We start from the raw sequence: 26502 nt of genomic DNA, 5'->3' as shown, positions 1-26502 counted from the left end.
TTTGATTCCACCTTACCTAAAAATGGGGACAGTCCCCCGCTGCGCTAAAGCGCTGGGGGACTGTCCCCTTTCTTTTTTTGAAGCCATAGGAATACATTTGTAATTAACTTTGCCAAAATCAATGGTATTACATAGATGACCAAACGGTAGGCATAATTAGTATGACCATACAGTCTTATCAATCCCATTTTCACAAATATGGGGTCAATAATAAATGCTAATAATACAGCAACGATAAGTGCCATTTTATAATAATTTTTTTTATGATTTAAAGTCCATTGATAGACGAACATGAAAGTTACAGGCACAAAACTTGAATCAAACGCGAAACTTGGCATGGTAGGTATTAATTGAAAAGGGTAGCTCCATAACCCCCTATTCACGCCAAGTAAATTAATATAAAAAGATAACATATGAACACTGTATCCATAAAAACTAATCAAAAATATTTTACTTTTATCGATTTTTAGGATGATTACAATTAGTGGTACGATAAACAACGCAACTATGCACCAAAACTCAAAAGTAGTAAAAATGGAATAACGTGACCAATAATCTAGAAGAATGTCTGCAGACTCTTTCCTCAATATTCACAGCTTTATCTAACTGTTCCAAGCGGGAATCCAACAATACGATCATTCCTTAAGGGTAATTTCCCTTAACTTTCCCTATTTGGAAGAACATATGCTATATAAAAGTTCCTAGAGAAAAAAAGGGGACAGTCCCCCGCTGCGCTAAAGCGCCGGGGGACTGTCCCAAAAAATTAGTTATTTAAATACACAACCCCGTCGCTCCGTTCAACTTGGAAAGTCAAATCATCCTTCACCCGAAGCACACTCCCGGCATCTTTATACCGATCGGATGTAAACGATAATCCGTATCCGTTGTTCTCTGGATACCCGTATAAATAGCAGACCACTTTCCCTTCCTCCATAAACACTATCTGATTCATTCCCTCATTGACCGTTTCACTGATTCGATCCCATTTATACCCTACCGTTTTGTAGATATCTTCTTTGGAAGTATACGGTGGAAAGCTATAAGCTACATCCCATTTAAATGGCGTGACTTCTCGCAAATTGACGGTGTCAACGGAAGCCCCAAGCGATAGCACTTCCGCTTTCAACAAATCTTCATTTTGATTCCAAACGTCCTTATGTAATAGGTTGATAATAACAGTAATAGCCAGGCATAATAAACCAATAGCCACAATCGCAGCTGTCCTTTTAGCTTTCAAATCCCACACCTCTTTTTCCACAACCTATATGATTATAATTTTCTACTTTTGCCACCAGACTTAATGATAAAATTAAATCCGGCTACTTCTCCTGAATCCATTTGAATTTCTAGCCTAGAGACATCAACACTTGTCTCAATTTTCACTACCCTACGCTCATTTCCTTTTAACCCGACCTTATATGGTGCTTGGCTATTCATAATGGACCCAAGCGGAAAGTAGTCAAGATTTTTAAATACAACAGTAAACTCCACACTCTTATCACTATAATTTTTAAATGGAAGCTCACATATCGCATTTAAGGTTGTCTCATTATTTTTTTCAAAACTACAAGTGCTTTCTTCCGATTCATAGGAGACAGCATAAATGCCTGTAGCGACCGTTTTTTGAAATGACTTTACTACATAAGTTGGAACAAAAACGGCAATTAAAATAGCAAGCAAGACCAATCGAACCTTGTATTTATTTAATGATTTACTGAGTAAGTAAAGACATAAAATCAATAATAATAAAGATAATATTCCTATAAAGTTTATTCCACTTTCTGTTCGAATGGGAATATCAAAAACCGAAACAAGAGTCTCTCCATATGGAGCTGCATCCGGAAAGGGGAAATTTAATGCCATTGACAGTAAAAAAGGGATTAGGGCAATGTAAAGATATTTTTTATCTTTTATCAATAGAAACACACTCATTTATCAACATAATTTAGAAAACATACAAACACTTGTAATCTACAGTGACTTCTGAAAATGATGACAAGTAATATCTAAACCGCCTTTTAGGTAAAAACGGTGCGCATCGTATCTATGTACACCTGAATCCAAGTGGAATTGCTCACAGTTATTGATTTTGGCTTGTTCAATTAGCCAATCCCATAAAGTTTTTGCATACCCTTTGCGCCGGCTTCCCTCATCAGTTATCAGATCATCCACATAAAAATTCTTTCCCCACGCAAGCGATTCTGTCACCCGGTATCCCGCTGCCGCTTTCACTTCATCATCCTCAATCACCGCAACTAAGTGATATCCATATGTCGCTTGCATTCGTTTGATCTTTTCTAAAAAATCATCCTCAATTAAGTGGGGCCGCAGTTGTTTAATTGTCCTAAACGTCAACATTATTTCTGCATCTGTTTGCATAAGTTTTACAATTGAACTCATTTTCAACACCTATCTCTTGATTTTTTCTACCTAATTCTACCATTCAATAAATTCAACAATGGGTATGGTATTTCCTTTATTTAAAAAAAGAGGGACAGTCCCCCGTTGCGTTAAATCGCCGGGGGACTGTCCCCATTATATGAATCTATTCACTTGCCCCAAATTTTCTTCTTTTAGTCTATACAAGTTAACCGGACGTCCAATCCCGTAGGTTTGTGATTCTTTGAGGGCGCCGATATTCGCTAGAAATTTTAGATACTTGCGGACGGACACCCTTGATATGAGGGTAATTTCGGAAATCTCATCGGTTGAGAACTGGTCCTCTCCTTTTGATTTAATCACATGCATAATCGCCTGCAGCGTGTTGCTCGTTAATCCTTTCGGCAGCTCATCAAGTGACTCATCCACTTGCTTGGAATCCGCACTCAATATCCGTTCATCCAACTCTTCCTGTCCGATGACTTGATGATTAGCGAAAAAGTGATACTTCTCCTTATATTGAATCAACGCTTGCTGGAAACGATCAAATTCAAAGGGCTTGATTAAATAATCGACCGCACCAAACCTTAAGGCGGATTGAATTTTTTCCTTTTCCGCAGCAGCCGTGATGAGAATAACATCGGACGCCATATTTTTCTCGCGAATAAACCGCAGCAACTCCAACCCGTTCGCACCCGGCATATAGACATCAAGTAAAATGAGGTCAACCTGTTCCTTCACCAGAAACTCCATCGCCGTCTTTACCGTTTGAACCATCCCTGCTAAGCGGAAGCCCTTCACCTCCTGAAGATAACGCTTATTAAAGGCTGCCACCATCGGGTCATCCTCCACAATAAGAACCTGAATCATCCTCTCACCTCTCTCGCTTCATAAGGAATACGTATTTGAACATTCGTTCCTAACCGCAGCTTGGAATCAATCATCAATTCTCCGCCCAAATCCTCCACGCTTTTTGCAACTAAATATAAACCGTACCCACGGTTGACACCCTTGGTCGAGAACCCTTTTTCAAAAATCCTCTTTTGCACATCATTGGAAATCCCCGGACCCGAATCAAAGACCTCGATCGTTAACCAGTGATCTTCATATGTAAAATTGACTTCTAATGTTTTTTCTACCGAATCCACCATGGCCTCAACGGCATTATCAATCAAATTGCCGAGTATCGTAATCAGTTCATGGGTTGTCCTACTCACCGCAGGCTCAGGAATAACCGTGTCGCTCTCAATGGAAAGATCGACGTTCTCCTCCCGGGCATAACTTAATTTCCCCATAATAAAACCAGCCAGGGCGGGATCCTTGATATGCTGAGTGATATTTCCGAACTCCTGGTTCCGATAATTAACCAACGTCCGAATGAACCCAGACAGCTCCTCGTAGGCTTTAATTTGAACCATTCCAAGAATGACATGAAGCCGGTTCATAAACTCGTGGGACTGCGCGCGAAGCGCTTCCGCATACGTTCTTACCCCGGTCAACTGTTCCGCTAATTGGTTCACCTCAGTCTTGTCCCGAAAGGTGGAAATGGCGCCGACTATCTGGCCATTAACAACCAATGGAACTCTGTTGACAAGGATCGACACACCGTTAATCGTTTGTTCTTTATCAAGCTCCTGCTGCCCCGTTTCCAAAACATGATCCAATTGGGTGGACGGCATATACTCATAAATTTTCATACCGATAGGATCCTCCGAGAGCCCGGCCTTTTTAAAAATTTGCAACGCAGACTTGTTCACCAAAGTAATCGTTGACGATTGATCAACAGCAATGATTCCTTCATGAACCGATTGAAGCATGGTACTTCTTTCTTCAAGGATCTTGGCAATCGCAAAAGGTTCTAGCCCAAGTAAGGTTTTTTTAATGTAGGTAGCAAGCGAAATCGCCCCGATAATCCCTATGATTAACCCTAAAGCGGTAACAATCAGTATATTTTTAGAGCTGCGGCCAAGCGCTAAATTTACGCTCTTAAGCGAGATTCCCACGGCAACCGCCCCAATTTGTTCCTTTTCTCCATTATAAATAGGGGTAAAGGCGCGAACGGATCTACCCAAGGTACCTTTTGAAGTGGACACGTACTCTTTCCCTTTAAGAGCGGCCTTTTCATCACCGCCTACAAATTGTTTGCCAATTTGCTCCGCATTCGGATGCGTCTTGCGGATTCCGTTCATATCCATGACAACCACAAATAGCACGTTCGTAGCCGTTTGGATTTCAGTTGTATATTGTTGAAGGGCAGTCAAGTTTTCCCCGTCCTGCAGCCCATTGATGACGATATGTGATTTCGCCACAGTCCTTGCAACAATCTGCGCCTTCTCCTCCTGATTTTTTCTGATATTCTCATTTACCGAATGGCTGATTAATAAGTCCGTAATCATAAGGGACAATAGCACAACGATACACACGAAAAAAATAATGATCGTACTTAATTTAAACTTGAATCTATGATTCTGCACAACAAAGCCCCCATTACGTGCTGAAACTATTATTAACCACTATAAACTGTAACCGTTTTAAATAAAAGTCATTATTAATCACTTACTTTAATTACAAAAAGATTTATAAAGTTTAAATAACTATTCTTATTTTTCACAAAATTGTAACATGTTATTAATCCAAGAAAATGAAATCGTTTTCAAATCTACTAAACAGGAGGCAAGGTGTATGAAAATTAAGTTTAAAAGTCTCACCACGCAAGTCATCCTTGGTATTATTCTCGGTATTGCAGTCGGTTTTGTATTCCCTGATTTTGGTTCACAGCTGAAGGTTCTTGCAGACATATTTATTAAACTCGTAAAAATGGTCATTGCTCCAATCATCTTCCTAACTATTGTTATTGGGATTGCGGGAATGGGAGATTTAAAGAAGGTTGGAAAAATTGGCGGTAAGGCGTTACTCTACTTTGAAATTGTCTCTACGATTGCTTTAGCCATCGGAATCCTGGTTGCCAATGTCATGAAAGCCGGTAAAGGCATTGATGCCCACGGAGGAAAAGGAGATGTTTCTCAGTATACAAAAGCGGCTGCAGAAACAAGCCACGGCTTTATGGACTTCTTCCTTTCCATCATACCTGATAGCTTCATAGGTGCGTTCACAGGCGGGCAACTCCTGCCAGTGCTTTTGCTAGCTGTATTGTTTGGAATGTCTCTTGCCCACATAGGCAAGAAAGGGAAACCAGTCCTCGAGTTTTTTGAAAAAGTAACAGAAGTGTTCTTCGGAATTGTTAATCTGATTATGAAGGTATCTCCATTAGCCGCATTCGGTGCCATGGCATACACGATTGGCGAATTTGGAATCGATTCATTGTTCTATCTTGGAAAACTGATGGGTTCTGTTTATATTACGATGGCTCTGTTCATTTTCCTTGTACTGGGTGGTATCGCAAAATTATTCGGCTTCAGCATCTTCAAATTCATTGCTTATATTAAAGAGGAAATCCTTCTTGTAATCGGAACCTCCTCTTCGGAGGCAGCTCTTCCGAAGATGATGGAAAAGCTGGAAAAATACGGCTGCTCTAAGCCTGTAGTCGGACTTGTGCTTCCAACTGGATACTCCTTCAACCTTGACGGAACATCAATCTATCTCTCCATGGCCGCATTATTTATTGCTCAAGCCTATGGTGTAGACCTTAGCATCTGGCAGCAGATTACCCTTCTTGGAGTATTAATGCTCACCTCAAAAGGAGCGGCTGGCGTAACAGGTTCAGGCTTTGTCACACTTGCAGCTACACTTGCAGTATTCCCTTCCATCCCGGTAGAAGGAATGGCCCTCATCCTTGGTGTAGACCGCTTCATGTCAGAAGCGCGCGCCATTACGAACCTGATTGGGAATGGGGTTGCAACAGTAGTCATTTCTAAGACAGAAGGAGAATTTAACCCTTCACAGGAGACCGTTGCAGGAAAAATCTCTGCTTAACTGCAGCAAATGTCGTCGACCATATGAGCAGGCAGCCACTAGTGGTGCCTGCTTTTAGTAAGTTTAATAGATGAAAAGAAAGTAGGAACGACCATGACAGCATCCATGAATACAAAAGTAATACAGACCACTTTAAAGGGAAAAGAGATTCTATCGAATCCATTTTTAAACAAAGGGGTTGCTTTTTCAAAAAAGGAACGGGAAGAGTTGGGACTAGAGGGATTATTACCTCCCCATGTTCTGAGCTTGGAGGAACAGGCGAAAAGAGCGTATGAGCAATATTCTGCCCGGACCACCAATTTGTTTAAAAATGGACTCCTTTACGATTTATATAACCGAAATGTGGTTCTTTTTTACCGTTTGTTAAAGGATCATCTAAGCGAAATGCTCCCAATTATCTACACGCCAACTGTTGGAGAAGCCATTGAACAATACTCACATGTCTATCGCCGTCCTGGGGGCATGTATTTATCAATCGAAGATCCGGAGGGAGTCGAAGCTGCTTTTAGGAACCTCGGGCAGCCTAAAAACGGAATTGATCTAATCGTTGTGACGGATTCAGAAAGCATCCTCGGAATCGGTGATCAAGGTGTCGGGGGCATTAATATCGCCATCGGGAAATTAGCCGTTTATACAGCGGCGGCGGGTATTGATCCTAGCCGGGTGCTGCCGATTGTACTCGATGTGGGGACGAACAATCAGTCTTTAATGGAAGATCCTTTTTATATCGGAAACAAATTCCCGCGCGTCCGCGGAGAGCGCTATGACGAGTTCATCGATTTATTTGTTTCTACAGCAAGAAAATTCTTCCCAGAGGTGCTGCTTCACTGGGAGGATCTCGGCAATGTTAATGCACGGAATATCTTAGAAAAATACGGAGAAAAAACCCTTACCTTTAACGATGATATCCAGGGAACAGGTGCGGTGACCCTTGCAGCGGTTATGTCTGCCTTAAAAGTGACGGGGGTGCCTTTGAAGGAACAGCGGATTGTTGTGTTTGGACCTGGAGCCGCCGGAATTGGAAACGCTGATCAGATGGCAGAGGCGATGATTTTCGATGGCTTATCCAAGGAAGAGGCGTATGACCGCTTCTGGGCGGTAGACTACCGCGGATTGTTGACAGATGACATTTCAGATGTTTTTACATTCCAGAAACCATACGCACGTCGGGCTGAAGAGGTTCGGGAATGGGAACGAAATGAAGACGGCATCATCTCATTGATGGAAGTGGTTAAAAGAGTGAAGCCAACGATATTGATTGGTACTTCCGGACAAGCGGGAGCCTTCACGGAGGAGATTGTGCGGGAAATGGCGAAACACGTGGAGCGCCCGATTATTATGCCGATGTCCAATCCAACGTCCTTGGCGGAAGCTGTACCGGCAGATTTGATTCAATGGACCGATGGCAAGGTGTTGATGGCTACCGGTAGTCCATTTGATAATGTTGTTTACAACGGAGTCAGCTACGAAATTGGCCAATCGAATAATGCTTTTGTTTTCCCAGGATTAGGGCTCGGCGCTATCGTGGCAAAAGCGGAGATCATCTCAAAGGGCATGCTGGCCGCAGCAGCAACCGCTGTGGCAACCATGTCCGAAAGCAGTAAGCCAGGCGCGCCATTGCTGCCGTCCATCAACAAATTGCAAGAGGTATCAGAATACGTAGCCATCGAAGTAGCCAAGTCCGCCATCGCAGAAGGAATCGCCAAGGCCAACATTAACATGGTTGACGTAGAAAAAGCAGTAGCAAACGCCATGTGGAAACCGGAATACAAAGAAGTCAAGAGATTAGCGGTATAAAGATTTGGGGACAGTCCCCCGCTGCTTTAAAGCGTTGGGGGACTGTCCCCAAAATGAAACTATAGCAATTTACTTTTATAGAGGAATATATTTGTTTATAATAGTTATATAATAAAAAAGAGAAGTGCTGGTAACACTTCTCCTTGCAACCTCTACCGTCAGGGTGGTGGTTGTCTATGTTAGTTATTTGAGCGAACCACCCTTTTGCTTCCTACGGCGCGGGGTGGTTTTCTTGTTATCTAGAACGATTTTCTTAAAGAAATAAGCGACAACTTCACGCAAAATCCCTTTAGAAATTTCTCGTATAATATCAAGAAATGTTTCCATGATCATCACCTCCTCTCCTAAACCGGAAAGAAGAGCGACAACCATCCACCCTCACAATATTCAGTTGCATCTCTATTCTAGCATTTTCTACAAACTAAAGACTTATCAAATTCCGAAAATTTTAGAGTAACCTCGTGCGGAAAAAAGGGGACTGTCCCCCGCTGCTTTAAAGCGCTGGGGGACTGTCCCCAAAATTAAATATTCAATATCTCCCTTATATCCTGTTCGGTGATTCTCGATAGGGATTGGTCATCTTGTGCAATGACGGTTTCAATGAGTTCTTTCTTCCTTTGCTGTAACTCATACATTTTTTCTTCGATGGTTCCTTGCGTGATTAAGCGTATCACCTGGACGACCTTCTTCTGCCCCATTCGATGCGCTCGCCCTGCTGCCTGTTCTTCCACAGCCGGGTTCCACCAAAGATCATATAAAATCACCGTATCCGCTCCAGTTAAATTCAATCCGGTATTTCCTGCTTTCAATGAAATGAGAAAAATGTCCGATTCCCCGTTATTAAAACGATCTACCAATTGAACACGTTTCTCTGAGGCCGTTTTCCCATCTAAATAAAAGAAACCTAAGTCCGCCTTCTCTAGGGATTTACTGATTAAACGTAGCATACTACTAAATTGAGAGAAAATGAGTAATCTCCTACCATTTTCAAGCGCATTCACGACAAGTTCCATTAATTGTTGGAGCTTGCCTGAGTCACCCTTATAATTATCTAAAAATAAAGAAGGATGACAGCACAATTGACGGAGCCTTGTTAAACCAGCAAGAATCTTTATCCGACTTTTTTGAAAACCCTCTCCATCCAGCGAATCCGTTGTTTCCGTTCTAATTTTATCCAAATAAGCAAGATACAGTTCTTTTTGCTGCTTCGTAAGATCAGAAACATGAACCGTCTCAATTTTATCCGGCAATTCCTTCAATACCTCTTTTTTCACCCTTCGGAGTAAAAATGGTTGAATCATCTTTCCAACCTTTTCAGGTGACAACTGGCGGAAGGCATTTTGGTTTGGGAAGAAATCCGGCATGATAGTTTGGAAAATCGACCATAGCTCATCTATGGAATTTTCAATCGGCGTTCCACTAAGTGCAAAACGAGTATCTGCTTTTATATCTCTTACGGCCTTCGCTGTTTTTGTTGCATAATTTTTTACAGCTTGCGCTTCATCTAAAATAAGCGTGCGAAACTCATGCTGTTGATAATATTCGATATCCTGACGCAATGTGGGATAAGATGTAATCCAGATATCAGGAGGAGTTGCACACTGAAGCATGTCCAACCGCTCTTGAGGCGAACCAATCAACACTTCCACACGTAAGGATGGTGCAAATTTCACAAGTTCATTTTTCCAATTATATACGAGGGAAGCAGGTGCCAATATAAGGGATGGCTTTCTTTCCTCGTATTTCTTTTTATCTGCCAATAATAGTGCAATACTCTGCAGCGTTTTTCCTAAGCCCATATCATCTGCCAGAATCCCACCAAGTCCATAATATTTTAGTGTACTTAGCCACTGAAATCCATAGTTTTGATAGTCTCGTAGCTCTGCATGCAGAGAGTCTGGAACCTCAAAGTCCAGCTCATCAGGATTTTTTAGACGAGTAAGTAATTGTCGAAAAGCTTTTCCATACTTCGCCTTATTTCCTCTTTCTCCTGAAACTAGTTCTTCTAGTTGAAGCCCTCTGTACAACGGGAGGCGGATGGACTCCTCTTCCAGTTCCGACGATTGAATGTGGAGATCATGAAGCATATGCTGGACCATTTCAAATCCCTCTGATTCAAGCGAAACAAACACCCCATTTGGCAGTCGATAATATCTCTTTTTTTCAACCACATGACGCAAGATATGTTGGATATCTTCTTGCTCAATCCCTTCCATGTCAAAACGAACTTCTAACCAATTTCCGGATGAGTCCACATCGATACGGGGCACTGGAGTATACTGCTCAGCTAGAAGGAGAGCTTTGACTGGTTTCGTTAAGAAAATATCTACCTGATCCTCTAGTCGAGGAAGGGTTTTATATAAAAATTCAAAGATTTCCTCTTCTTCCTTTACAAAAAGTGTCTGCCCATTGGACTGGAGTGCGCTCGACTCGATGACATGTTTAATCCATTGTTCCTTTTCTGCATCTCTCAATAAAATAGGATTACTCTCTGATTTTCTAGTAATTTCCACAAAGGGATTAATCGTCGTTTCTCCGTAATGATATTCCAACGTCACCTGTAAAAAATCATCGATGTAATCAACATACATCTTAGCTTGTAAAGGAAATTTCATTATTTTCGTAGAGATACTATCGGCAATTTTTAGCGTGCCAATTTCATCCATCATCGGCACGACGTAGGTGAGAAGTGGTTCTATTTGATCATGACTAATGGGTAAGACGGTTGTTTTTGCTTGCTGAACCAGTCTTTTTAACTCTTTTACAAAGGATTGTTGCATAGGAGTCAGCTTATAAATGTCATTCTGCCTTACCACATAACCATACAAGTCAAGATATTCCACAAGCTCAAAAGCAGTTACATCTAAATTAAATGCTTCATTGTTTCCTTGATCTAGTTGAAATCTATAGGGCAATTCGTCTTTATGGAGTGTTAACTGATGATACGTAACACCTTTATTCCGAAATTCTATTTGACTTTCCGCAAGTATTTCTAGTAGTTGGTCTGCTATTATAGGAGAAATGGTTATCCCCCGATTATCAGATACCCTACCATATGGGGCGAATGGTGATTGAAGGTTTCGATAGATTTCTTCATAATTTAAAGCCTCATGCAAAAGATCAATAATTTCCTGATCCTTTTCCATAAAGGTATATTCATTTGGATCATATGAAAAGGTTTTGGTAAAAGGGTACTGCTTTTTTTGTATGATAGCCTGAAGGAAATCTACTAAATTTTTGACCACATACGTTCGCTTTTGCCCCACCTTCATCTCTAACGTGAGAACAATATGTTTATAAGTTCTGTGAATGATACAAATCCACTCCACCATCAGTGGTTGTTTTTCTGTCGTCCCCTCTTGGAACATGCTTTCATGTTGATAGGAAGCGAAAGTGTCAATAAACTGATTCGTAATCTTCTTAACATAGGCCGCTTGTCTATCTTGCTGCTGTCTAACTAACTCTTCTTGCTGTCTCTTTAGCTCTTGTTGTCTTGCTTGCATCCAATCCTTAGCAGAAAAGACCTGTCCTCCCATTGATTCCGTTTCTTGGATTTGGATCATAACGGCAACCACATGTTTACATTCCTCGTCATAACGATGAAAGGCAGGACAGGAGCACTCAAACTCAAAACCACTCTCATTTTCCTGGACCATCACCCGATATCGCTCTGCTCCCGAGACTACTCCGGACCACGCCTCTTTATTAGAATCGAAAGTCAATTCTATTACTCTTCCTTGGTTGTAATAATTATGCCCTTTCCGGTAGTTAGATGAAGAGAACATTTTTTTAACATCTGAAGCAGTTAATGAACGGACCATCATTCCCCTCCTTACTAGCTTGACATATATCCTCATTTTTCTTTAATTGAAAAATCAAACTGAAAAACCACTATACTTGCTATTCTAGCCTCACTCATAAACAAATACTATGTTACTAGAATGAACATATTTTTTGAATAATAAACAATTAGAGAGGGACAGTCCCCCACCGCGCTAAAGCGCTGGGGGACTGTCCCCAAACTTTTTCTATTCTTTAACAACCAATCCCATCAACGCCGCAAACTGTATCGCCTGGTGAGAGGATACCTTGCAGCCAACTAGTTTTTCCATGGAAACCGTGAGTGTATCAAAGGTGGAGGAACTAATATCGATTCCCTTTAATGATGTTTGGTCAAAGTTTGCTCCGTCCAGCTGACAGAATTGATAATTCACTTTCTTAAGCTTACAATCATAAAAATCGGTATTTCTCAAAGAAACATCCTGAAAAACTACCTTCTCCAGCTTCGAATTTCCGAAGGTCGCCAAATTTAACACCGAATTCGAAAATCCAACGTTTCCAAAGCTAGACTCTGCAAAATTCACACCGACCAGCTTACAATTTTTAAACTCTACGCGATGAATAGAAGCCTTACTCAAATTGACATTGGAAAAATCACAGTTCTCAAAACACACATCCGTAAAATCGCCGCTTCCGAAATCCGTTTGGTTGAACCTGCAATTTTTCACCACCGCATTCGATAACCGCACGCGATCAACCACTTCATTTTCAAACACAGAATCCACAATGGTGCACATTTCTAAGATGGAATCCTCTTCATAAAAGATATCATGGAACTTCTTAGTCGATCGATCAGGTGAAATTCTAGGTGAATCGATTTTCATACAAGCACCTCTCTATTAAAAAACTATTTACTAAATTGAATGGACTTAGCCAGTTTTATCACATCGTCACTACTTTTTCCACCTGAAATAGAATAGATATATCCATCACTGACCACAATTAACCGATGAACCCCATCTGCTTCAAAAGGATTTACTAGAATAGCCTGGTGACCTCCAATGGTTAACATAGAGCTAAAACCAAAATACCTTTTTACCAACGAATCATAAGCCCGTTTCGCAGAACCACGTTGATTAATAGCCGTTTCAATCGATATGGATTTTCCATCTGTAACAGGGTAAGTGACACTCGCTAGAACCCGCCCCTGATCCTTCGTTGCAGCGATCTCTGGTTTTCCTGCAATCGAAGGAAGGATGACCGTAGACGGAATAACAGCTTCTTCTGTTAAAAAGCGTTCCTGATCGCTGGTACCTTTTTCGATCAAATCTTGCTCTTCCCTTGAAAAAGTAACGGATACATCCTTATTTTGAATGGGTTGCTCGAAAGTGTTTATCCCTTCAGGATCCGAGCTGCGTGATGAATGGCTGCGATTGAAATCTTCCTGTTTAACTAGAACAAAAGCTATCGCTATCACAGCAGCCGCTACACACATTCTTACAGGAAAGGCAAAACCTTTATTCCGCCTAGTTTTTACGGAAAGCTTATGTAAATCCCTTATCAATCGCTCTCTCATCTCATCACTTTGACCGTTTTTCCAAACGATATCTGCCTCGAATTGAGCTAACTCGCTATCCAATATACTCCCCTTATATGGTTTCTTCAAGCAGATATCCCTCCTTTAACAGTTGCTTCTCCAATACGGGAATCGCTCGAAAAAGAGTAGATTTCACCTTACTACCAGACCAGCCTAAAATCTCCGCTGTTTCCTCAATCGAAAACTCTTTAATTTTCCTCAAGATAATCACTTCCCTGTAGGAATCTTTAATGGCCCCCAATGCTTTATAAAGTTCATATGCGCTCTCTTTTATTTCTATCTTTTCTTCAGGTAACGGATTCGGATCCTTCTTAAACAAAAACGCTTCTTGTAAAAATAATATCGGCTTCCGCTTTCGGATAAAATCAATGGTTAGATTATGCGCGATACTATAAAGCCATGTTTTTGGGTTGGATTGACGCCGAAAAGAATCATAATGAACATAGGCCTTTAAAAAGACCTCGTGCCTCAAATCTTCTGCTTGCTGGTAATCTTGGATCATTATAAAAATATACTTAAAAATAGATTCGTTAAACTCCTCATACCATCTCAAGATTTCTCTATCTCGTATATCCGACACCTTCATCCCCCTATTTATGAGCTTTGATGTTTAGACGTATATCTCTAAGAAAAGTTTTACATGATTGAAAAAAAAGTTGGGGACAGTCCCCCACTGCGCTAAAGCGCCGGGGGACTGTCCCCAACCCAAACTTATTTTCCACAACACTTCTTATATTTCTTCCCACTTCCGCAAGGGCACGGATCATTACGACCTACTTTTTTGTTTTCATCATCAGATGGTAGTGGAAGCAAGTGCTTCTTCTCTTCTTGAGCCAGCTCTGAAGGCGCATATCCTTTTAGCACCCACATGCGAGTCTGGTTATATAACTCCATTATCAGCGCCGTGATTTCCTGAACGAATTCAAAGGTTGGGAACTCTAAGCGGGTGCTTAAGTACTTGATAATCATCGACGGATGTTCATCCAAATTGATGATATTAATTAGCTCTTTGGCTATATCTTCTGTCTCTGAATGCGTTAGATCATAATGTTCGAATAGAAAGTCTAAGAACTTTACCATGGAAGGATTTCGCTCAATAAAACCAGGCTCTCCCGCTCGTGATAGCTGTTCTTTTGTAAACGGATAATAATCAATAGCCGCTTTCTTGTTCTGTTCGTCCATTAATTCCTTAGCATCGTGTACGCGATGGTCTTCTAATCCAAGTACCTTATAAGAAAATTTCGCTTGCTTATAATAGTTACTTGCAGCAGAGAAAACCCTCAGGTAATCTAAAGAATCTACTTTTTGCAGAGTTAGCTGGCTTATTCTATCTAAAAGAAGAGAGGTATCCATAACCCCATAATAATAAAGCATCCCATGAGTAAGACGGATCCACTCGGTATTCCGACGAATAATATTCTTCAGTTCAGGTCCATCCATTTTTGTAAAAAGATCCATAAGCTCAGAAGGCATAGTAAGAAACTTTTGGTCCTGATCAACACCTGGAAAAATAATCCCCCACTCCATGAGTGATTCAACTTTTGAAATAGTAAACCGGCTATTTGAAATGGAGTACCTTGAGTTACTAACAATTTCACGGATCAGATCATATCTCTCTTGATCTAACATATGTAGGATCTTTTTGAAATTGGCCGGAATCAATCGTTCAAGCTCGCTAGCTAACGCACCCTTATTGAGTGAGCTTAGACCTTTAAGATCAAGTCTTTTACGAATAAAATCCAATTCATGCTTTTTCAACAAACCTAATACATCAATGAGGCGGCATGGAGTATCAATTTGCTTCCAAAGCTCCTTTTCTCTTCTCATTTGCATTTGTCGGCTATGTGCCTTTGCATTATGTAACGCACGCAGTAAAGTATTCTCTGTTTTTTTATCAATCTTTGTATCAATCATGTCAAATCCTTCTTTCTTGCTGTATTGCTTTCTTGTTTGCTACAAATCTAGAGACCTTTTAATAAAGAAACGGATAGGCCCAGCTTTGAAAAAGCTGGGCCCTCCATCCACAGAAACAGTTCTCGTAGTTCATAAAAAAACACTTCGAATAAGTCAAAAACCACCAGAACCATCACTTTGGCAATCCTATCTGTTAATTAAAACATATTATCCCTACCTATTCAAAGGAAATTAAAGGTTGGGGACAGTCCCCCGCTGCGCTAAAGCGCCGGGGGACTGTCCCTAGAACCAGAATCCCTCTAACTTGATCTTCTTCCAAGGTATGCCTCTACTATTCTAGGATCTTCTAAAAGAGTTTCTGCTTTTCCGCTAATAATGACTTTTCCGGTTTCCAAAACGTATCCATAGTCAGCGACCTTCAATGCTTGCTTTGCGTTTTGTTCAACGAGGAGCACGGTTGTGCCAGTATCTTTTATTTCTCTTATAATCTTAAAAATATCCGCTACAATTAAAGGAGCAAGTCCCATAGATGGCTCATCTAGAAGTAATAGTTTTGGCCGTGAAAGTAATGCCCTTGCTATAGCCAACATTTGTTGCTGCCCACCAGAAAGGGTACCGCCCAACTGATTCTTTCTTTCTTTTAGAATCGGGAAGTGCTTCATGACATCTTCAATATCTTTTCCAATCTCTTTATCGTTTCGATGGTAAGCTCCCATTTCAAGGTTTTCCATCACCGTCATACTCGATAGAATCGCTCTTCCCTCAGGAACAAGAGCAATCCCCTTTCTAACAAGCTGGTCAGGCCTGAAACCTGTAACATCTTCTCCAAAAAACTCAACAGATCCCTGCTTTGGCTTTAATAAACCTGCTATGGTTTTCATGGTAGTCGTTTTTCCGGCTCCATTGGCACCAAGGATGGTTACAATCTTCCCTTGTTCCACTTCAAGACTGACTCCTTTTAGCGCCTGAATTTTCCCATAAAAAGTCTCAATTCCAGATACTTTAAGCAATATCATCTTCCTCCTCTTTTCCGAGGTAGGCTTCAATAACCGCTTGATTGTTTTGAATTTCCTCAGGTGTTCCTTCAGCAAGTTTCTTCCCAAAGTTTAAAACGGTAATTCGGTCGCACAGTTTCATAACAAGAGGCATGTCATGCTCAATTAACAGGACGGTAATCCCTCTTTGTTGGACTTTTCGAATTAAATAAACTAACTCTTCGGTTTCGGTTTCATTCATTCCCGCAGCCGGCTCATCCAACAATAATAGCCTCGGTTTACTTGCTAACGCTCTGGCAATTTCAAGCCTTCTTTGCTGACCATAGGCTAAATTTTCTGCCGCAATATCTTCAAATGGGGTTAAACCCACCAACTCAAGGAGTTCCTTTGCGGTTTGATGCAGTTTTTCTTCTTCAAGGCGCTGCGACTTTGTCCGAAAAACGCCGCTGAATACTCCTGACTTACTGCGGGAATGGCCACCAACCAATACATTTTCTAAAGCCGTCATTTGAGAGAAGAGGCGGATATTTTGAAATGTGCGGCAAATCCCCTTATCGGTAATTTTGTAGGGTTTAAGCCCAGTTATTTTTTTTTCAAGAAAGCTAATCTCTCCGGAAGACGGCGGAAACATATTGGTTATGACATTAAACATCGTCGTTTTCCCTGCACCGTTTGGACCTATGAGCCCGTAGATTTCTCCTTCCTGAATAGAAAAAGTAACATCAGTTAAAGCGGAGATGCCGCCAAAGTTTTTAGATATGTTTTTGATTTTTAGAACCATGATCGGCACCCCTTTTTGACAGCTTTTTCTTTTTAAACCATTGCACAAATGATACATCGATTAATCCTTGAGGACGGAATGCCATCATGAGGATAAGTATAAGACCATAAATGACGTACCGGTATTCACTAATAAATCTGAGCGCTTCGGGCATGATCGTCATAAAAGTCGCTCCAAATATAGAACCCCAAATGACTTCACTGCCTCCAAATATGGCAAAAATCAAGATTTCGACAGCGCGATGATAGGAGAAATCTGCCGGACTAATAAATCCCATGACATGAGCAAATAACGCTCCGGCAAAACCGGATAGAACAGCACCTTGTGCAAAGGATAAAACTTTATAATAAGTAATATTTATTCCCATCGCTTCTGCGGCCTTTTCATCCATTTTGATCGATGCGAAGGCTCGTCCAACACGGGATTTGCTTTGTCTGACCAAAAACCAAATAAGGAAAAGGGTAATAAGTAACAAAATGATAAGGACTAGTATATAGACAAATTGATTATTTCTTAAGCCAATCGTACTTGGGTCAAATCCTGCCTCTCGAAAAACTCCGAATAACTCTCTTCCGATTTGAGGAATACCCGAAATTCCAATGGCACCTCTCGTAATAGATTCCCAGTTTACAAAGAAGACACGGATGACTTCCCCAAAACCCAGGGTTGCTATGGCCAAATAAACACCAGTTAATCGGAGTGAGGGAATTCCAATCAGAATTCCGACAATCCCCGCAACCACTGCCCCTACAATGATTCCAATGATGATGGGAACATCGTAGTTAATGGTTAATAAGGCAGATGTATAAGCCCCAATTCCCATAAACCCAGCATTTCCTAATGAGAGTTGTCCGGAAGAAAGAGTAACGTATATGCTTAAGCCGAGAATAATATTGATCATAATAAAGGAAGCAACTTGTAAGTAGTAGGGATTGATTAATTCTCCAAGCATGCCATCACCTCCCTATTCCAGCTGTCTTTTGTCCAAAAAGCCCTTGAGGCCTTAACAAAAGGATAATGATGATGGTGATAAAGGCAATAGCATCACGATATCCTGAATCTCCGTAGGCAACAACCAACGTCTCGGATAATCCAAGAATCAATCCTCCTGCCATGGCGCCTTTCACATTTCCCATTCCACCTAATATGATAATGGCCAGTCCCTTAAGTCCCATTGATAATCCCATTTGTGGGTTAACAGAGTTGAAAGCCATACCTACTAAAATTCCAGCAATTCCTCCCATTGCTGAAGCAATAATAACTGTTAATGTAATGATTCGTTTTGTATTTACTCCCAGGATACTAGCCGTCTCCAAATTTTCTGCTGTTGCACGGAGCGCTTTTCCTGCCTTGGTTTTTGAAAGCCAATAGGAAAGGGCCATCATTAAAACAACGGATATAACAAAAATTAAGATTTGAACAACATAAACGGTGATAGAGCCGAATTGGAAATGAATCTCAGCAAACGCATTACTGAAAGGATGATTTCCTGCACCGAACAAGTGATGCGAAAGATTTTCAAGTAAAATCGATACCCCGATCGTACTGATTAATGGAGCAAGGTGTGAGACGCCTTGCTTCCCACGCAGTGGACGTAAAGCAAAGCGCTCAAGCATATATCCCAAAATGCCTGTTAAAATGATGGCGGCGACAAATGCTACCCAAAGCGGCCAGCCCAGCGTACTTGTAACGATTACTCCTATAAAAGCTCCAAACATAAAGATTTCACCATGTGCCATATTTATAATGCCAAGGACCCCAAATACTAGTGTGAAGCCAAGAGCAACGATGGCATAGATGCTTCCTAGTGTTATTCCGTTAATTAGCTGCTCTAAAAGCAAGACATCTCACCCTTTTACTCAAATTTTTTATTCAAACAATTGAAACTTGCCGTCTTTGATGATTAGGACTATTGGCTCCATGACAACGTCTCCATCTTTATCAAAGGAGAATTTACCAAGTACACCTTCTAAGTCTTTGATATTAGCAAGTGAATCGCGAAATGCATCCCTGTCAGCTTCGCCAGCATTCTTCAGAGCTTCTGCATAAATATATAGGGCATCATAGGCTTGAGCAGCAAATTGGTCTGGTTTCTTGCCATATGCTGCTTCAAATTTTTGAACAAATTCCTTTACTTTCGGATCATCTTTTTCGGCAAACCATGGAGTCGCAACAATTAATCCCTCAGAAGCTTTTCCAGCAATGTCAATGACCTGTGGCGAGTTAAAGCCATTTCCTCCTACAAAAGGAACATCAATACCCATTTTTCTGGCCTGATCCATGATGACGGCGCCTTCATTATAAAGGGCTGAGCATAAAATTAAATCGGGTTTCAGTCCCTTGATTTTCGTTAATTGGGCATTATAGTCTGACTGTCCTTTTTGGAAGGTTTCAATCGTTAAAACATCAAGTCCCATTTTCTCTGCTTGTTTTTTCATCGTATCAAATCCGGATTTTGTAAAGACATCATCATTCCCATAAAGAATGGCAACCTTCTTCGCTCCGTATTTATCGACTGCTTTTTTAATAGCTGCTGGAATAGCAAGTGCCTCAGGCAACGAATTTCTGAAAACATAGTCCCCAATTTGCGGAATTCCGACAGCTGTAGTGGAAGTTCCCATAATAGGAATTCCATTTAAGTCTGCCTCAGGCCCGACAACATTCATTTCCGTACTTAAAGTAGGTCCTAAAAGAGCAACAATGTCATCATCACTCATGAGTTTTTGAGCTGCTGATAAAGCCTGTTCCTGCTTTCCAGCTGAGTCTTCAATCACAAGTTCAATATTGACATCGCCCTTTTCATTTATTTCTTTTTGCGCTAGCTTAAAACCACTTGTAATCGCTTCCCCATAAGCCGCCCCAGGACCGCTTAAATACGAAATGACTCCGATTTTGGCTTTCACGGATTTATTTGCTTGTCCACCGTCTTTAGAATTGTCCTTTCCTGATGTTTCTGTACTATTGCCGCTACAAGCTGTTAGCGCAACAAGTAAAAGAACAGAAATAAATAGAAATGACTTATTTACAATCTTTCTCATTTCACTACCCCCCTAGTTTTTAAAAAAATATAAAATACGTCTCTATTAAATAACAATTATATGACAAAGTAAACGATTTCGACGGAATTTTTAGAATTTTTATTCAATAAGTTAGCCAGTTCACCTAGTTTCACAAAATGGGGACAGTCCCCAAAACAATGAGTTATTCCTTAAATCTTCCCAGCATATAAGTGTTATAATATTTTCCATCAGAAAGGATTCGATCGTTTTTCATTAGGCCTTCGATTTCAAAACCGAGTCTTTTATACAGCTCAATCGCTTTTTCATTTGTTTCCACAACACCAGCTAACACTATTTTTTTAATGCCGTTGGCGTCAGCCCAAGAAATAGTTTCTTTCATGAGATTCTTTCCAATTCCATATCCCCAGAAATCTTTTAATACACCTAACCCAAACTCCACTTTATGTAAGAACCTTTTTAAATCATGACCTTCACATCTTGAATAACCTACAATTCGCCCGTCCACTTCTGCAACTAAAAATAAGCGTCTAGGATGGTTAGCATCCGTCTCAATAATCTTTTCAAAACCGGCCTGGTCTATGAACGCCTCTCCCTTTTCTCTGTCCATATTTTCGGTTTCTCCATCAATCTCTAATCTTAACTCTGACAAATCTCTTGCGTCACTTTCCCCAGCAGATCTAATCACGTAGTTTAATCCTTTAACATTGAAATCTCGTTGATTAATAATCATGAAAATCACTCCAATCCTATTTGCATTTAGCCATAATTCAGTTAATGAGGAAACCTATTATACTTCTAATCACAAAAAGAAAAAAGAAAATAATTACATTTTTTCATACTTTTGTTTTTATAGAATTTCATAATAAAAAGATGAAACCATAACGACTTCATCCCTCATCTTTTTAGCCATATGTAGTACACACACTTTCTTACGCTCCTATCCAAATAACCAAGGTATATGTTTCTTCATTGAGAATCCCTTCCAAAATTAAACATCTATATATTAAATTCAACAAAAAGAGCACTTCTCCTTTTTAAGAAATGCTTCCGATTGTTTATGTAGAATTCTAGATTTACATTTTTCATTCCGCAATAAACGGTAAATTTTCTGCTTCTACTTCCAGCCATGAAATCACAGGATACTAATATTTAGCGAATGTCGTAACACTTCGTTTGGATGCAATAGTACGTCTAGAAAGATCTTCTTTCCATTTCTTTGAGTCTAATTGGTCACTCTACTTCTTAATCAAAACGTTCTGTATCAAAACCATCCAAGATATCCTCTAATTCTGTAAGAAAATTAAGTTGTACAGGAGCAGGGATTTGCTCCATCCACTTTTTTATTTCAGGTAACTCCTCAGCCTCATCTAGATTCGTTGGCTTTGGATGAAGAGTGGCCCACCATTTCTTCAATTCATCGATAAATTCATAAAAGTAGCGTTCAAATCTTTCTGCCCATTCTGCCCCTTCATCACCAGAAGTCTTTTGCATCATACTCCAGGCTTCCATCGCTGTTTCGAAGTACTCATCAATAATCCTCATGTGGTGCTCCTTCCTGTCCCGTTCTTGAACATTATTTGCCTTATAATGATTCTACTATCTCACCATTAACAATATCAATTCGAATGAAATCCTTTTCTGTTTTATACAACTTTTTGAAACAATTCTTATGGTTTATTCGTCTAAGACTTACGTTATAAAAAGGAGCAAAAATATGGTAGCAGATTTTTTCGAAGGAAGACAATTTTCTAATAAGGATGATATTTTAATTTATTTAATAAACGAATACGGCACGATGGTTAAAAGATTAGCGTTTTCCTATGTAAAAGATAAAAGTTTAGCAGAAGATATTTCACAGGAGGTATTTATTGCAGCTTATAAAAACCTCGATTCATTTAAGGGTGGATCAAGCTATAAAACCTGGATTTACCGTATAACCATTAATCGATCGAAAGATATGGTAAAAAGCAAGTCATTCAGAATGGTTTCTCTTAGTAATATAATAAATCCCTTTAAAAAAAGTAGCACCTCAACAGAAGTAGAGGTCATTCGAAAGGAAAATAACAATAACGTAGTGGAGTGTATATTAGCGCTCCCAGTTAAGTACAGAGAAATCATCTATTTATTTTATTATGAAGATTTAAAGATTCACGAAATCCACCATATCACCAATATAAATACAGAAACTATAAAAAGCAGATTAAGGCGCGGAAAACAGCTTTTGAAAAATAAGTTATCTGCGGAGGATTTACAAATATGAATTTTAATAATATGAAAAACAAAATGGACCAAGGCGTTTTTGGTGAAATACATTTTACGGAAAAAGATAAGGTTAAAGTTTTGAATACGATCTATAACAAAGAAGTTCTAAAAACAAAAAATCCATTTAAAGATTTTCTATCATTAGCTGCTTGTTTCATTCTAATAGTAGGGCTTAGTTATCTTTCTTTCGGTAATCAAATAAAGAAGGATTCAATCCCTTTAGAACAAAAGAACAGCAATACAGAAGCAGTTACAAATAAGACAGTTACACCTACTCACCAAGTTCCTAATGTTAGTCAAACTGAATTAGATCAGGCAGCAAAGAACTTTGATCAATATAAGAACTTTGAAAAAGGTGATGACCTTTTCTACTACTCAATGATCACGATGGCTCTTCAGAAGCTTGAGTTCAAGGGAGAAGAAAATTACCGTATTCCAATGACAGTTGAGAATATCAAAAGAATCCAGTTTGACCGTGCGAACCTGCAATATTTGAAAAATAAAGCTGTTGAATTAAAAGCATCAGAACCGTATCAGAAAATTTTAGACAAGTGGTTAAAAGGAGACTTCTCTACTATTGAAAATGACTATCTGTCAATTAGGAACATAAAAAGTGACCCCTTACAGCCAAGCGAAAGTCCAGTATTGAAAGTAAGAACGGCTGAAGAGGAGCAGAAATACATCGAGCACTTTTTTGGTAAAGAGGGATTACAAATTAATAAAAGAGATTGGCAATAAGCCTTTACAGACAGGCCTCTAGGTTCTCCAAGGGCAACAATTTGGTGTCAGGCACCCCGCGGTTGTCTGACGTTTTTTTATTTCTAATTGTCTTTTTTATAATTAGGATTCTCTGGAGATTCTTATTGAACTAAGGGCGTTACTTCAATAAGAAGAAGCGATTCTTCGTTATTGAAGCATCGCCCCCGACATTGTATGATGATAACCTTCAAATATTTAGGTGGTGAATTTTCACCCCTATTCAATAATTCCACTATCCCCTTGGATACATTTGATGCCACTGCTGCCAGGTACCGTGAGGATGCTGATGATGCCATTGCTGCCAAGGGACGAATGGCAGATGTGGATGGTGCTGTGGATGATGCTGTTGCTGCCACTGTTGCCAAGTACCATGAGGATGGTGCTGGTGCCACTGCTGCCAAGAGCCTTGCGGAAACTGTTGCTGATGATGCTGCTGCCACTGTTGCCAAGTACCATGAGGATGCTGATGATGCCATTGATCCCAAGATTGACCACTATGCATATAATTCACCTGCCTTTAAATGAGTCCTTAATAGCTTATGCACAACAGGGTTTTAAAGTTTGTACATATGCAAAATTTAGACTCGGCTTGGGTGAGAACTAGCGATCCGTTGTTATTGAAGCCCCAGTTTCATCAATTTAGACCCTTAGCGCGCCACGGAAACCCCTTGCAGCATAGTAGGATTCTGCTCCATTGTGGTACACAAAGACAGTGTCGTAGCGACGATCACAAAAGAGGGCCCCGCCAAGTTTTCTTATATTAGTTGGTGTTTGCACCCAGCTCGACGTTTTCAAATCGAAGCTTCCTAGTTTCTGTAGTTCCCGGTATTGTTCTTCTGTTAAAAGCTCAATGCCCATGGCAGTTGCCATTTCCATAGCGTCATTTTCTGGTTTGTGCTGTTTTCTTGACTCCAGCGCTGCACGGTCGTAACAAACACTTCTGCGACCTTTAGGACTTTCCGTTGAACAATCATAAAAAATGTATTCACCCGTCTCTTGGTCATGGCCAACAACATCCGGTTCACCGCCAGTTGCTTCCATCTCATTGAGCGACCACAGTTTTTCAGCATTAGCTTCGAGCCTAGCTTGTACATTAGCCCATTCAAGACCTTCATGTCGGTTCATGTTTTTCTCAAACCGGGCTTTCAATGTACTGAGTAGTTCTTCGCGTTGTTCTAGTGATAACTCCATTTTTCTCTTTGTCATATTTGTTTCCTCCTTGTTTTTACTCATCATTGTATAAGGTCTAAACTTGTTGAAAGAACAAGTGTCATTACCTAAATTCTCCAAGCCTCTTTTAATAACTTAATTCCTGTAATGATTTCAGTTTCCGTTAGTCCCCCAAATCCTAGTAAGATTCTAGAACCTACGTTAGTTGTTCCGCTGTAATATATTGATAATGGATATACTTTTACACCAACATTCATAGCAGTGTTAATTAACTCTTCTTCCTCCATATTGTTTTTTACTTCCAAAACAATATGAAGTCCTGATTTTTCACCGATTATGTTTACTTTTTGTCCAAGATAATTGTTAATGGCTAACATTAAGGTACTTTGCTTTTTACGATAAAGCGTTCTCATTTTATTTAAATGACTTTGCCAAAATCCTTCCTTCATAAAACGAAATAGCGTATCCTGGTGAAGCCGCGAAACGGTCTGCTTATAAATCGTGAAGTGCTCTTGATACTTTATCAGCAGCGAAGATGGTAACACCATATAGCTAATACGGATTGATGGAATCAATGACTTCGAAAATGTTCCTAAATACACGACACTTTCTTTTGTACTCAGCCCTTGTAAGGACGGAATTGGCTTACCTTTATATCGATATTCACCGTCATAGTCATCTTCAATAATATATCCGTTCCTTTCTTCTGCCCATTTTAACAAATCCATTCTTCTTGAAATAGGCATGATCATCCCATAAGGAAATTGATGAGACGGTGTCACATAAACAACATTGGCATCCGTATTTTTTAACTCGTTTATAATGATCCCATCTTTGTCGAGAGGTATAGGAACCGTATTTACTCCTAGATCTTGTAAAGTAATTCTCGTTCGATGGAAGCCAGGATTCTCAAGAGCAACGATATGCTTTTTACCAATTAACATACACAATAATCCAATAAGTACCTGGGTACCCGCACCAATTATGATTTGTTCAGCCGTGCATCTAACACCTCTAGAAGCATAAAGATGGGCTGCAATTTCTTCACGTAGAAGCGGTTCACCTTGAGGATTTCCATTATAAAATAATTCTCCCTGATCCTCGTACAATGATTGAATGGTTAATTTTCTCCAAGTAGAGTATGGAAAGTGTTCTAAATCAACCTTACCCGAATTGAAATCAATCTTGGCATTGACTTCTACTTGCTTGCTTTTTGAATCCATTTTTTCAAGATTTTTTTGATTAAAGATTATGTCGTTATCAAAGGTTGCAACAAATAGACCCTTTCGAGGTTGACTTTCTACATATCCCTCCGCACATAACTGGTCGTATGCGGACTGAATAGTATTTAAGCTTAGTGCAAGGTAATTCGATAAATTTCGTTTCGAAGGCAACTTTTCTTGTGGTTTGATCCTTCCGGATAAAATTTCTTGTTTAATATAATTGGCTAGTTGTAAGTACAATGGTTCACCGTTTTTACTATCCAAAACAGGTGTTATTTCAATCATATTTCTTCTCTCCTACAACGAAACTGGAACCATTAAAATTCTTCTATCTGGTACTTTAGATTATACCAGATTTTGATTTAATAATATGTAAGAAGCTTATAAGGAGATGAACTTAAATGCTAAATCAAACAGGAATTTTAATAAAGGATTTGAAAAACGAGAAGGAATGGAAAGAAGCCTATCCAGTGATGAAACAATTGAGGACCCATTTGGATGAAGAGCAATTCCTTCAATTGGTCCAAGAAGCTAAACAAAAGAACGATTATAAAATGGCTGCTTTATATGATAATGAAAAATTGGTAGCAGTGACCGGTTTTATGCCTATGATCACCTTGTACAACGGAAGGTTCATTTGGGTTTGCGATTTAGTTACAGACTCAAATGGTCGTTCAAAAGGATATGGCGCAGCCCTCCTAGACTATGTACATAAGTGGTCAAAGGAAAATGGCTATGATATTGTCTCGCTCTCATCAGGTTTGCAACGAGTTGAAGCCCATCGCTTTTATGAAAATAAGATGGAATATGACAAAGTTAGCTATGTTTTTTTAAAAAGACTTTAAATCAGTTGTCCCAAAAGTCCAAAGGAGTTGCATCACTGCAACTCCTT

The 26502-nt window shown here is 39.9% G+C and carries 27 protein-coding genes; 6 read left to right on the top strand and 21 right to left on the bottom strand.

Annotated features, from left to right (window positions below; all coding sequences use genetic code 11):
* Positions 1-44: 44 nt before the first annotated feature.
* The 6 genes from QFZ87_RS04855 to dcuS all read right to left on the bottom strand — a co-directional run bounded on the left by QFZ87_RS04855 (position 45) and on the right by dcuS (position 4853).
* Complete coding sequence (locus QFZ87_RS04855; protein WP_309858451.1) at positions 45-587, bottom strand: CBO0543 family protein; 543 nt, start codon at positions 585-587, stop codon at positions 45-47.
* A gap of 176 nt (positions 588-763) precedes the next feature.
* Positions 764-1237 carry a hypothetical protein gene (locus QFZ87_RS04850; protein ID WP_309858448.1) on the bottom strand — a complete coding sequence of 158 codons (474 nt, stop codon included), beginning with the start codon at positions 1235-1237 and terminating at the stop codon, positions 764-766.
* A 32-nt stretch (positions 1238-1269) separates the two neighbouring features.
* Positions 1270-1917: a hypothetical protein gene (locus tag QFZ87_RS04845; protein ID WP_309858447.1), complete on the bottom strand. Its 648-nt coding sequence runs from the start codon at positions 1915-1917 to the stop codon at positions 1270-1272.
* A 54-nt stretch (positions 1918-1971) separates the two neighbouring features.
* The gene (locus tag QFZ87_RS04840) at positions 1972-2400 is read right to left on the bottom strand and encodes a GNAT family N-acetyltransferase (protein WP_309858445.1); all 429 of its coding nucleotides are present in this window, start codon (positions 2398-2400) and stop codon (positions 1972-1974) included.
* 135 nt (positions 2401-2535) lie between these two features.
* Positions 2536-3249, bottom strand: coding sequence for a response regulator (locus tag QFZ87_RS04835; protein WP_309858442.1), 714 nt, complete (start codon positions 3247-3249; stop codon positions 2536-2538).
* Positions 3246-4853 (bottom strand): DcuS/MalK family sensor histidine kinase, encoded by a 1608-nt coding sequence (gene dcuS / locus QFZ87_RS04830; protein WP_309858439.1) that lies wholly within the window; start codon positions 4851-4853, stop codon positions 3246-3248. The genes QFZ87_RS04835 and dcuS overlap by 4 nt, the downstream gene beginning before the upstream one ends.
* Before the next feature lie 208 nt (positions 4854-5061).
* Between dcuS and QFZ87_RS04825 the strand changes: the two genes are divergently transcribed.
* Entirely contained in the window at positions 5062-6312 is a 1251-nt protein-coding gene (locus QFZ87_RS04825) for a dicarboxylate/amino acid:cation symporter (protein WP_309858436.1), read from the top strand.
* A gap of 105 nt (positions 6313-6417) precedes the next feature.
* Positions 6418-8109 carry an NAD-dependent malic enzyme gene (locus QFZ87_RS04820; RefSeq protein WP_309858433.1) on the top strand — a complete coding sequence of 564 codons (1692 nt, stop codon included), beginning with the start codon at positions 6418-6420 and terminating at the stop codon, positions 8107-8109.
* 183 nt (positions 8110-8292) lie between these two features.
* On the opposite strand, the gene QFZ87_RS04815 is transcribed toward QFZ87_RS04820, so the two are convergent.
* From QFZ87_RS04815 to QFZ87_RS04755, 13 genes are all read right to left on the bottom strand, one after another.
* Complete coding sequence (locus QFZ87_RS04815) at positions 8293-8436, bottom strand: hypothetical protein (protein ID WP_309858430.1); 144 nt, start codon at positions 8434-8436, stop codon at positions 8293-8295.
* 194 nt (positions 8437-8630) lie between these two features.
* Complete coding sequence (locus tag QFZ87_RS04810; RefSeq protein ID WP_309858427.1) at positions 8631-11933, bottom strand: DEAD/DEAH box helicase; 3303 nt, start codon at positions 11931-11933, stop codon at positions 8631-8633.
* A gap of 204 nt (positions 11934-12137) precedes the next feature.
* Positions 12138-12773: a pentapeptide repeat-containing protein gene (locus QFZ87_RS04805; RefSeq protein WP_309858425.1), complete on the bottom strand. Its 636-nt coding sequence runs from the start codon at positions 12771-12773 to the stop codon at positions 12138-12140.
* Between the two features lie 23 nt (positions 12774-12796).
* Positions 12797-13555 (bottom strand): hypothetical protein, encoded by a 759-nt coding sequence (locus tag QFZ87_RS04800; RefSeq protein WP_309858422.1) that lies wholly within the window; start codon positions 13553-13555, stop codon positions 12797-12799.
* Positions 13539-14072 (bottom strand): RNA polymerase sigma factor, encoded by a 534-nt coding sequence (locus QFZ87_RS04795; protein ID WP_309858418.1) that lies wholly within the window; start codon positions 14070-14072, stop codon positions 13539-13541. Before QFZ87_RS04795 ends, QFZ87_RS04800 begins: the two co-directional genes overlap by 17 nt.
* A gap of 125 nt (positions 14073-14197) precedes the next feature.
* Entirely contained in the window at positions 14198-15400 is a 1203-nt protein-coding gene (locus QFZ87_RS04790) for a YecA family protein (protein ID WP_309858415.1), read from the bottom strand.
* A 299-nt stretch (positions 15401-15699) separates the two neighbouring features.
* Complete coding sequence (locus QFZ87_RS04785; protein WP_309858413.1) at positions 15700-16410, bottom strand: ABC transporter ATP-binding protein; 711 nt, start codon at positions 16408-16410, stop codon at positions 15700-15702.
* Positions 16403-17176, bottom strand: a complete 774-nt coding sequence (locus QFZ87_RS04780; RefSeq protein ID WP_309858409.1) for an ABC transporter ATP-binding protein — start codon at positions 17174-17176, stop codon at positions 16403-16405. Before QFZ87_RS04780 ends, QFZ87_RS04785 begins: the two co-directional genes overlap by 8 nt.
* On the bottom strand, positions 17148-18128 hold the full coding sequence (locus tag QFZ87_RS04775) for a branched-chain amino acid ABC transporter permease (protein WP_309858406.1): 981 nt from the start codon (positions 18126-18128) through the stop codon (positions 17148-17150). Before QFZ87_RS04775 ends, QFZ87_RS04780 begins: the two co-directional genes overlap by 29 nt.
* 4 nt (positions 18129-18132) lie before the next feature.
* Positions 18133-19017, bottom strand: a complete 885-nt coding sequence (locus QFZ87_RS04770) for a branched-chain amino acid ABC transporter permease (protein ID WP_309858403.1) — start codon at positions 19015-19017, stop codon at positions 18133-18135.
* A gap of 27 nt (positions 19018-19044) precedes the next feature.
* A complete protein-coding gene (locus QFZ87_RS04765; protein ID WP_309858400.1) occupies positions 19045-20214 on the bottom strand; it encodes an ABC transporter substrate-binding protein in 1170 nt (389 codons plus the stop codon).
* Between the two features lie 163 nt (positions 20215-20377).
* Positions 20378-20926: a GNAT family N-acetyltransferase gene (locus QFZ87_RS04760; RefSeq protein WP_309858397.1), complete on the bottom strand. Its 549-nt coding sequence runs from the start codon at positions 20924-20926 to the stop codon at positions 20378-20380.
* A 512-nt stretch (positions 20927-21438) separates the two neighbouring features.
* Positions 21439-21738, bottom strand: coding sequence for a hypothetical protein (locus QFZ87_RS04755; RefSeq protein WP_308082218.1), 300 nt, complete (start codon positions 21736-21738; stop codon positions 21439-21441).
* 172 nt (positions 21739-21910) lie between these two features.
* On the opposite strand from QFZ87_RS04755, the gene QFZ87_RS04750 reads away from it, so the two are divergent.
* From QFZ87_RS04750 to QFZ87_RS04740, 3 genes are all read left to right on the top strand, one after another.
* A complete protein-coding gene (locus QFZ87_RS04750) occupies positions 21911-22456 on the top strand; it encodes a sigma-70 family RNA polymerase sigma factor (protein WP_309858391.1) in 546 nt (181 codons plus the stop codon).
* Positions 22453-23196, top strand: a complete 744-nt coding sequence (locus tag QFZ87_RS04745; RefSeq protein WP_309858388.1) for a DUF6241 domain-containing protein — start codon at positions 22453-22455, stop codon at positions 23194-23196. Before QFZ87_RS04750 ends, QFZ87_RS04745 begins: the two co-directional genes overlap by 4 nt.
* Before the next feature lie 171 nt (positions 23197-23367).
* Complete coding sequence (locus QFZ87_RS04740; protein ID WP_309858385.1) at positions 23368-23742, top strand: hypothetical protein; 375 nt, start codon at positions 23368-23370, stop codon at positions 23740-23742.
* Positions 23743-23856: 114 nt separating this feature from the next.
* Here the strand turns inward: QFZ87_RS04740 and QFZ87_RS04735 are convergent, their stop codons facing one another.
* Together QFZ87_RS04735 and pdxR are read right to left on the bottom strand one after the other, a co-directional pair.
* Positions 23857-24423 (bottom strand): DUF4256 domain-containing protein, encoded by a 567-nt coding sequence (locus tag QFZ87_RS04735; protein WP_309858383.1) that lies wholly within the window; start codon positions 24421-24423, stop codon positions 23857-23859.
* A gap of 71 nt (positions 24424-24494) precedes the next feature.
* On the bottom strand, positions 24495-25895 hold the full coding sequence (gene pdxR, locus QFZ87_RS04730) for a MocR-like pyridoxine biosynthesis transcription factor PdxR (RefSeq protein ID WP_309858380.1): 1401 nt from the start codon (positions 25893-25895) through the stop codon (positions 24495-24497).
* A 116-nt stretch (positions 25896-26011) separates the two neighbouring features.
* Between pdxR and QFZ87_RS04725 the strand changes: the two genes are divergently transcribed.
* Entirely contained in the window at positions 26012-26455 is a 444-nt protein-coding gene (locus tag QFZ87_RS04725; protein ID WP_309858377.1) for a GNAT family N-acetyltransferase, read from the top strand.
* Positions 26456-26502: the final 47 nt, after the last annotated feature.

The sequence above is a fragment of the Bacillus sp. SLBN-46 genome, assembly GCF_031453555.1.
Lineage (GTDB): Bacteria > Bacillota > Bacilli > Bacillales > Cytobacillaceae > Neobacillus.
The sequence above is the reverse complement of the archived record's forward strand: the minus strand, read 5'-3'. Positions and strand labels throughout refer to the sequence as shown.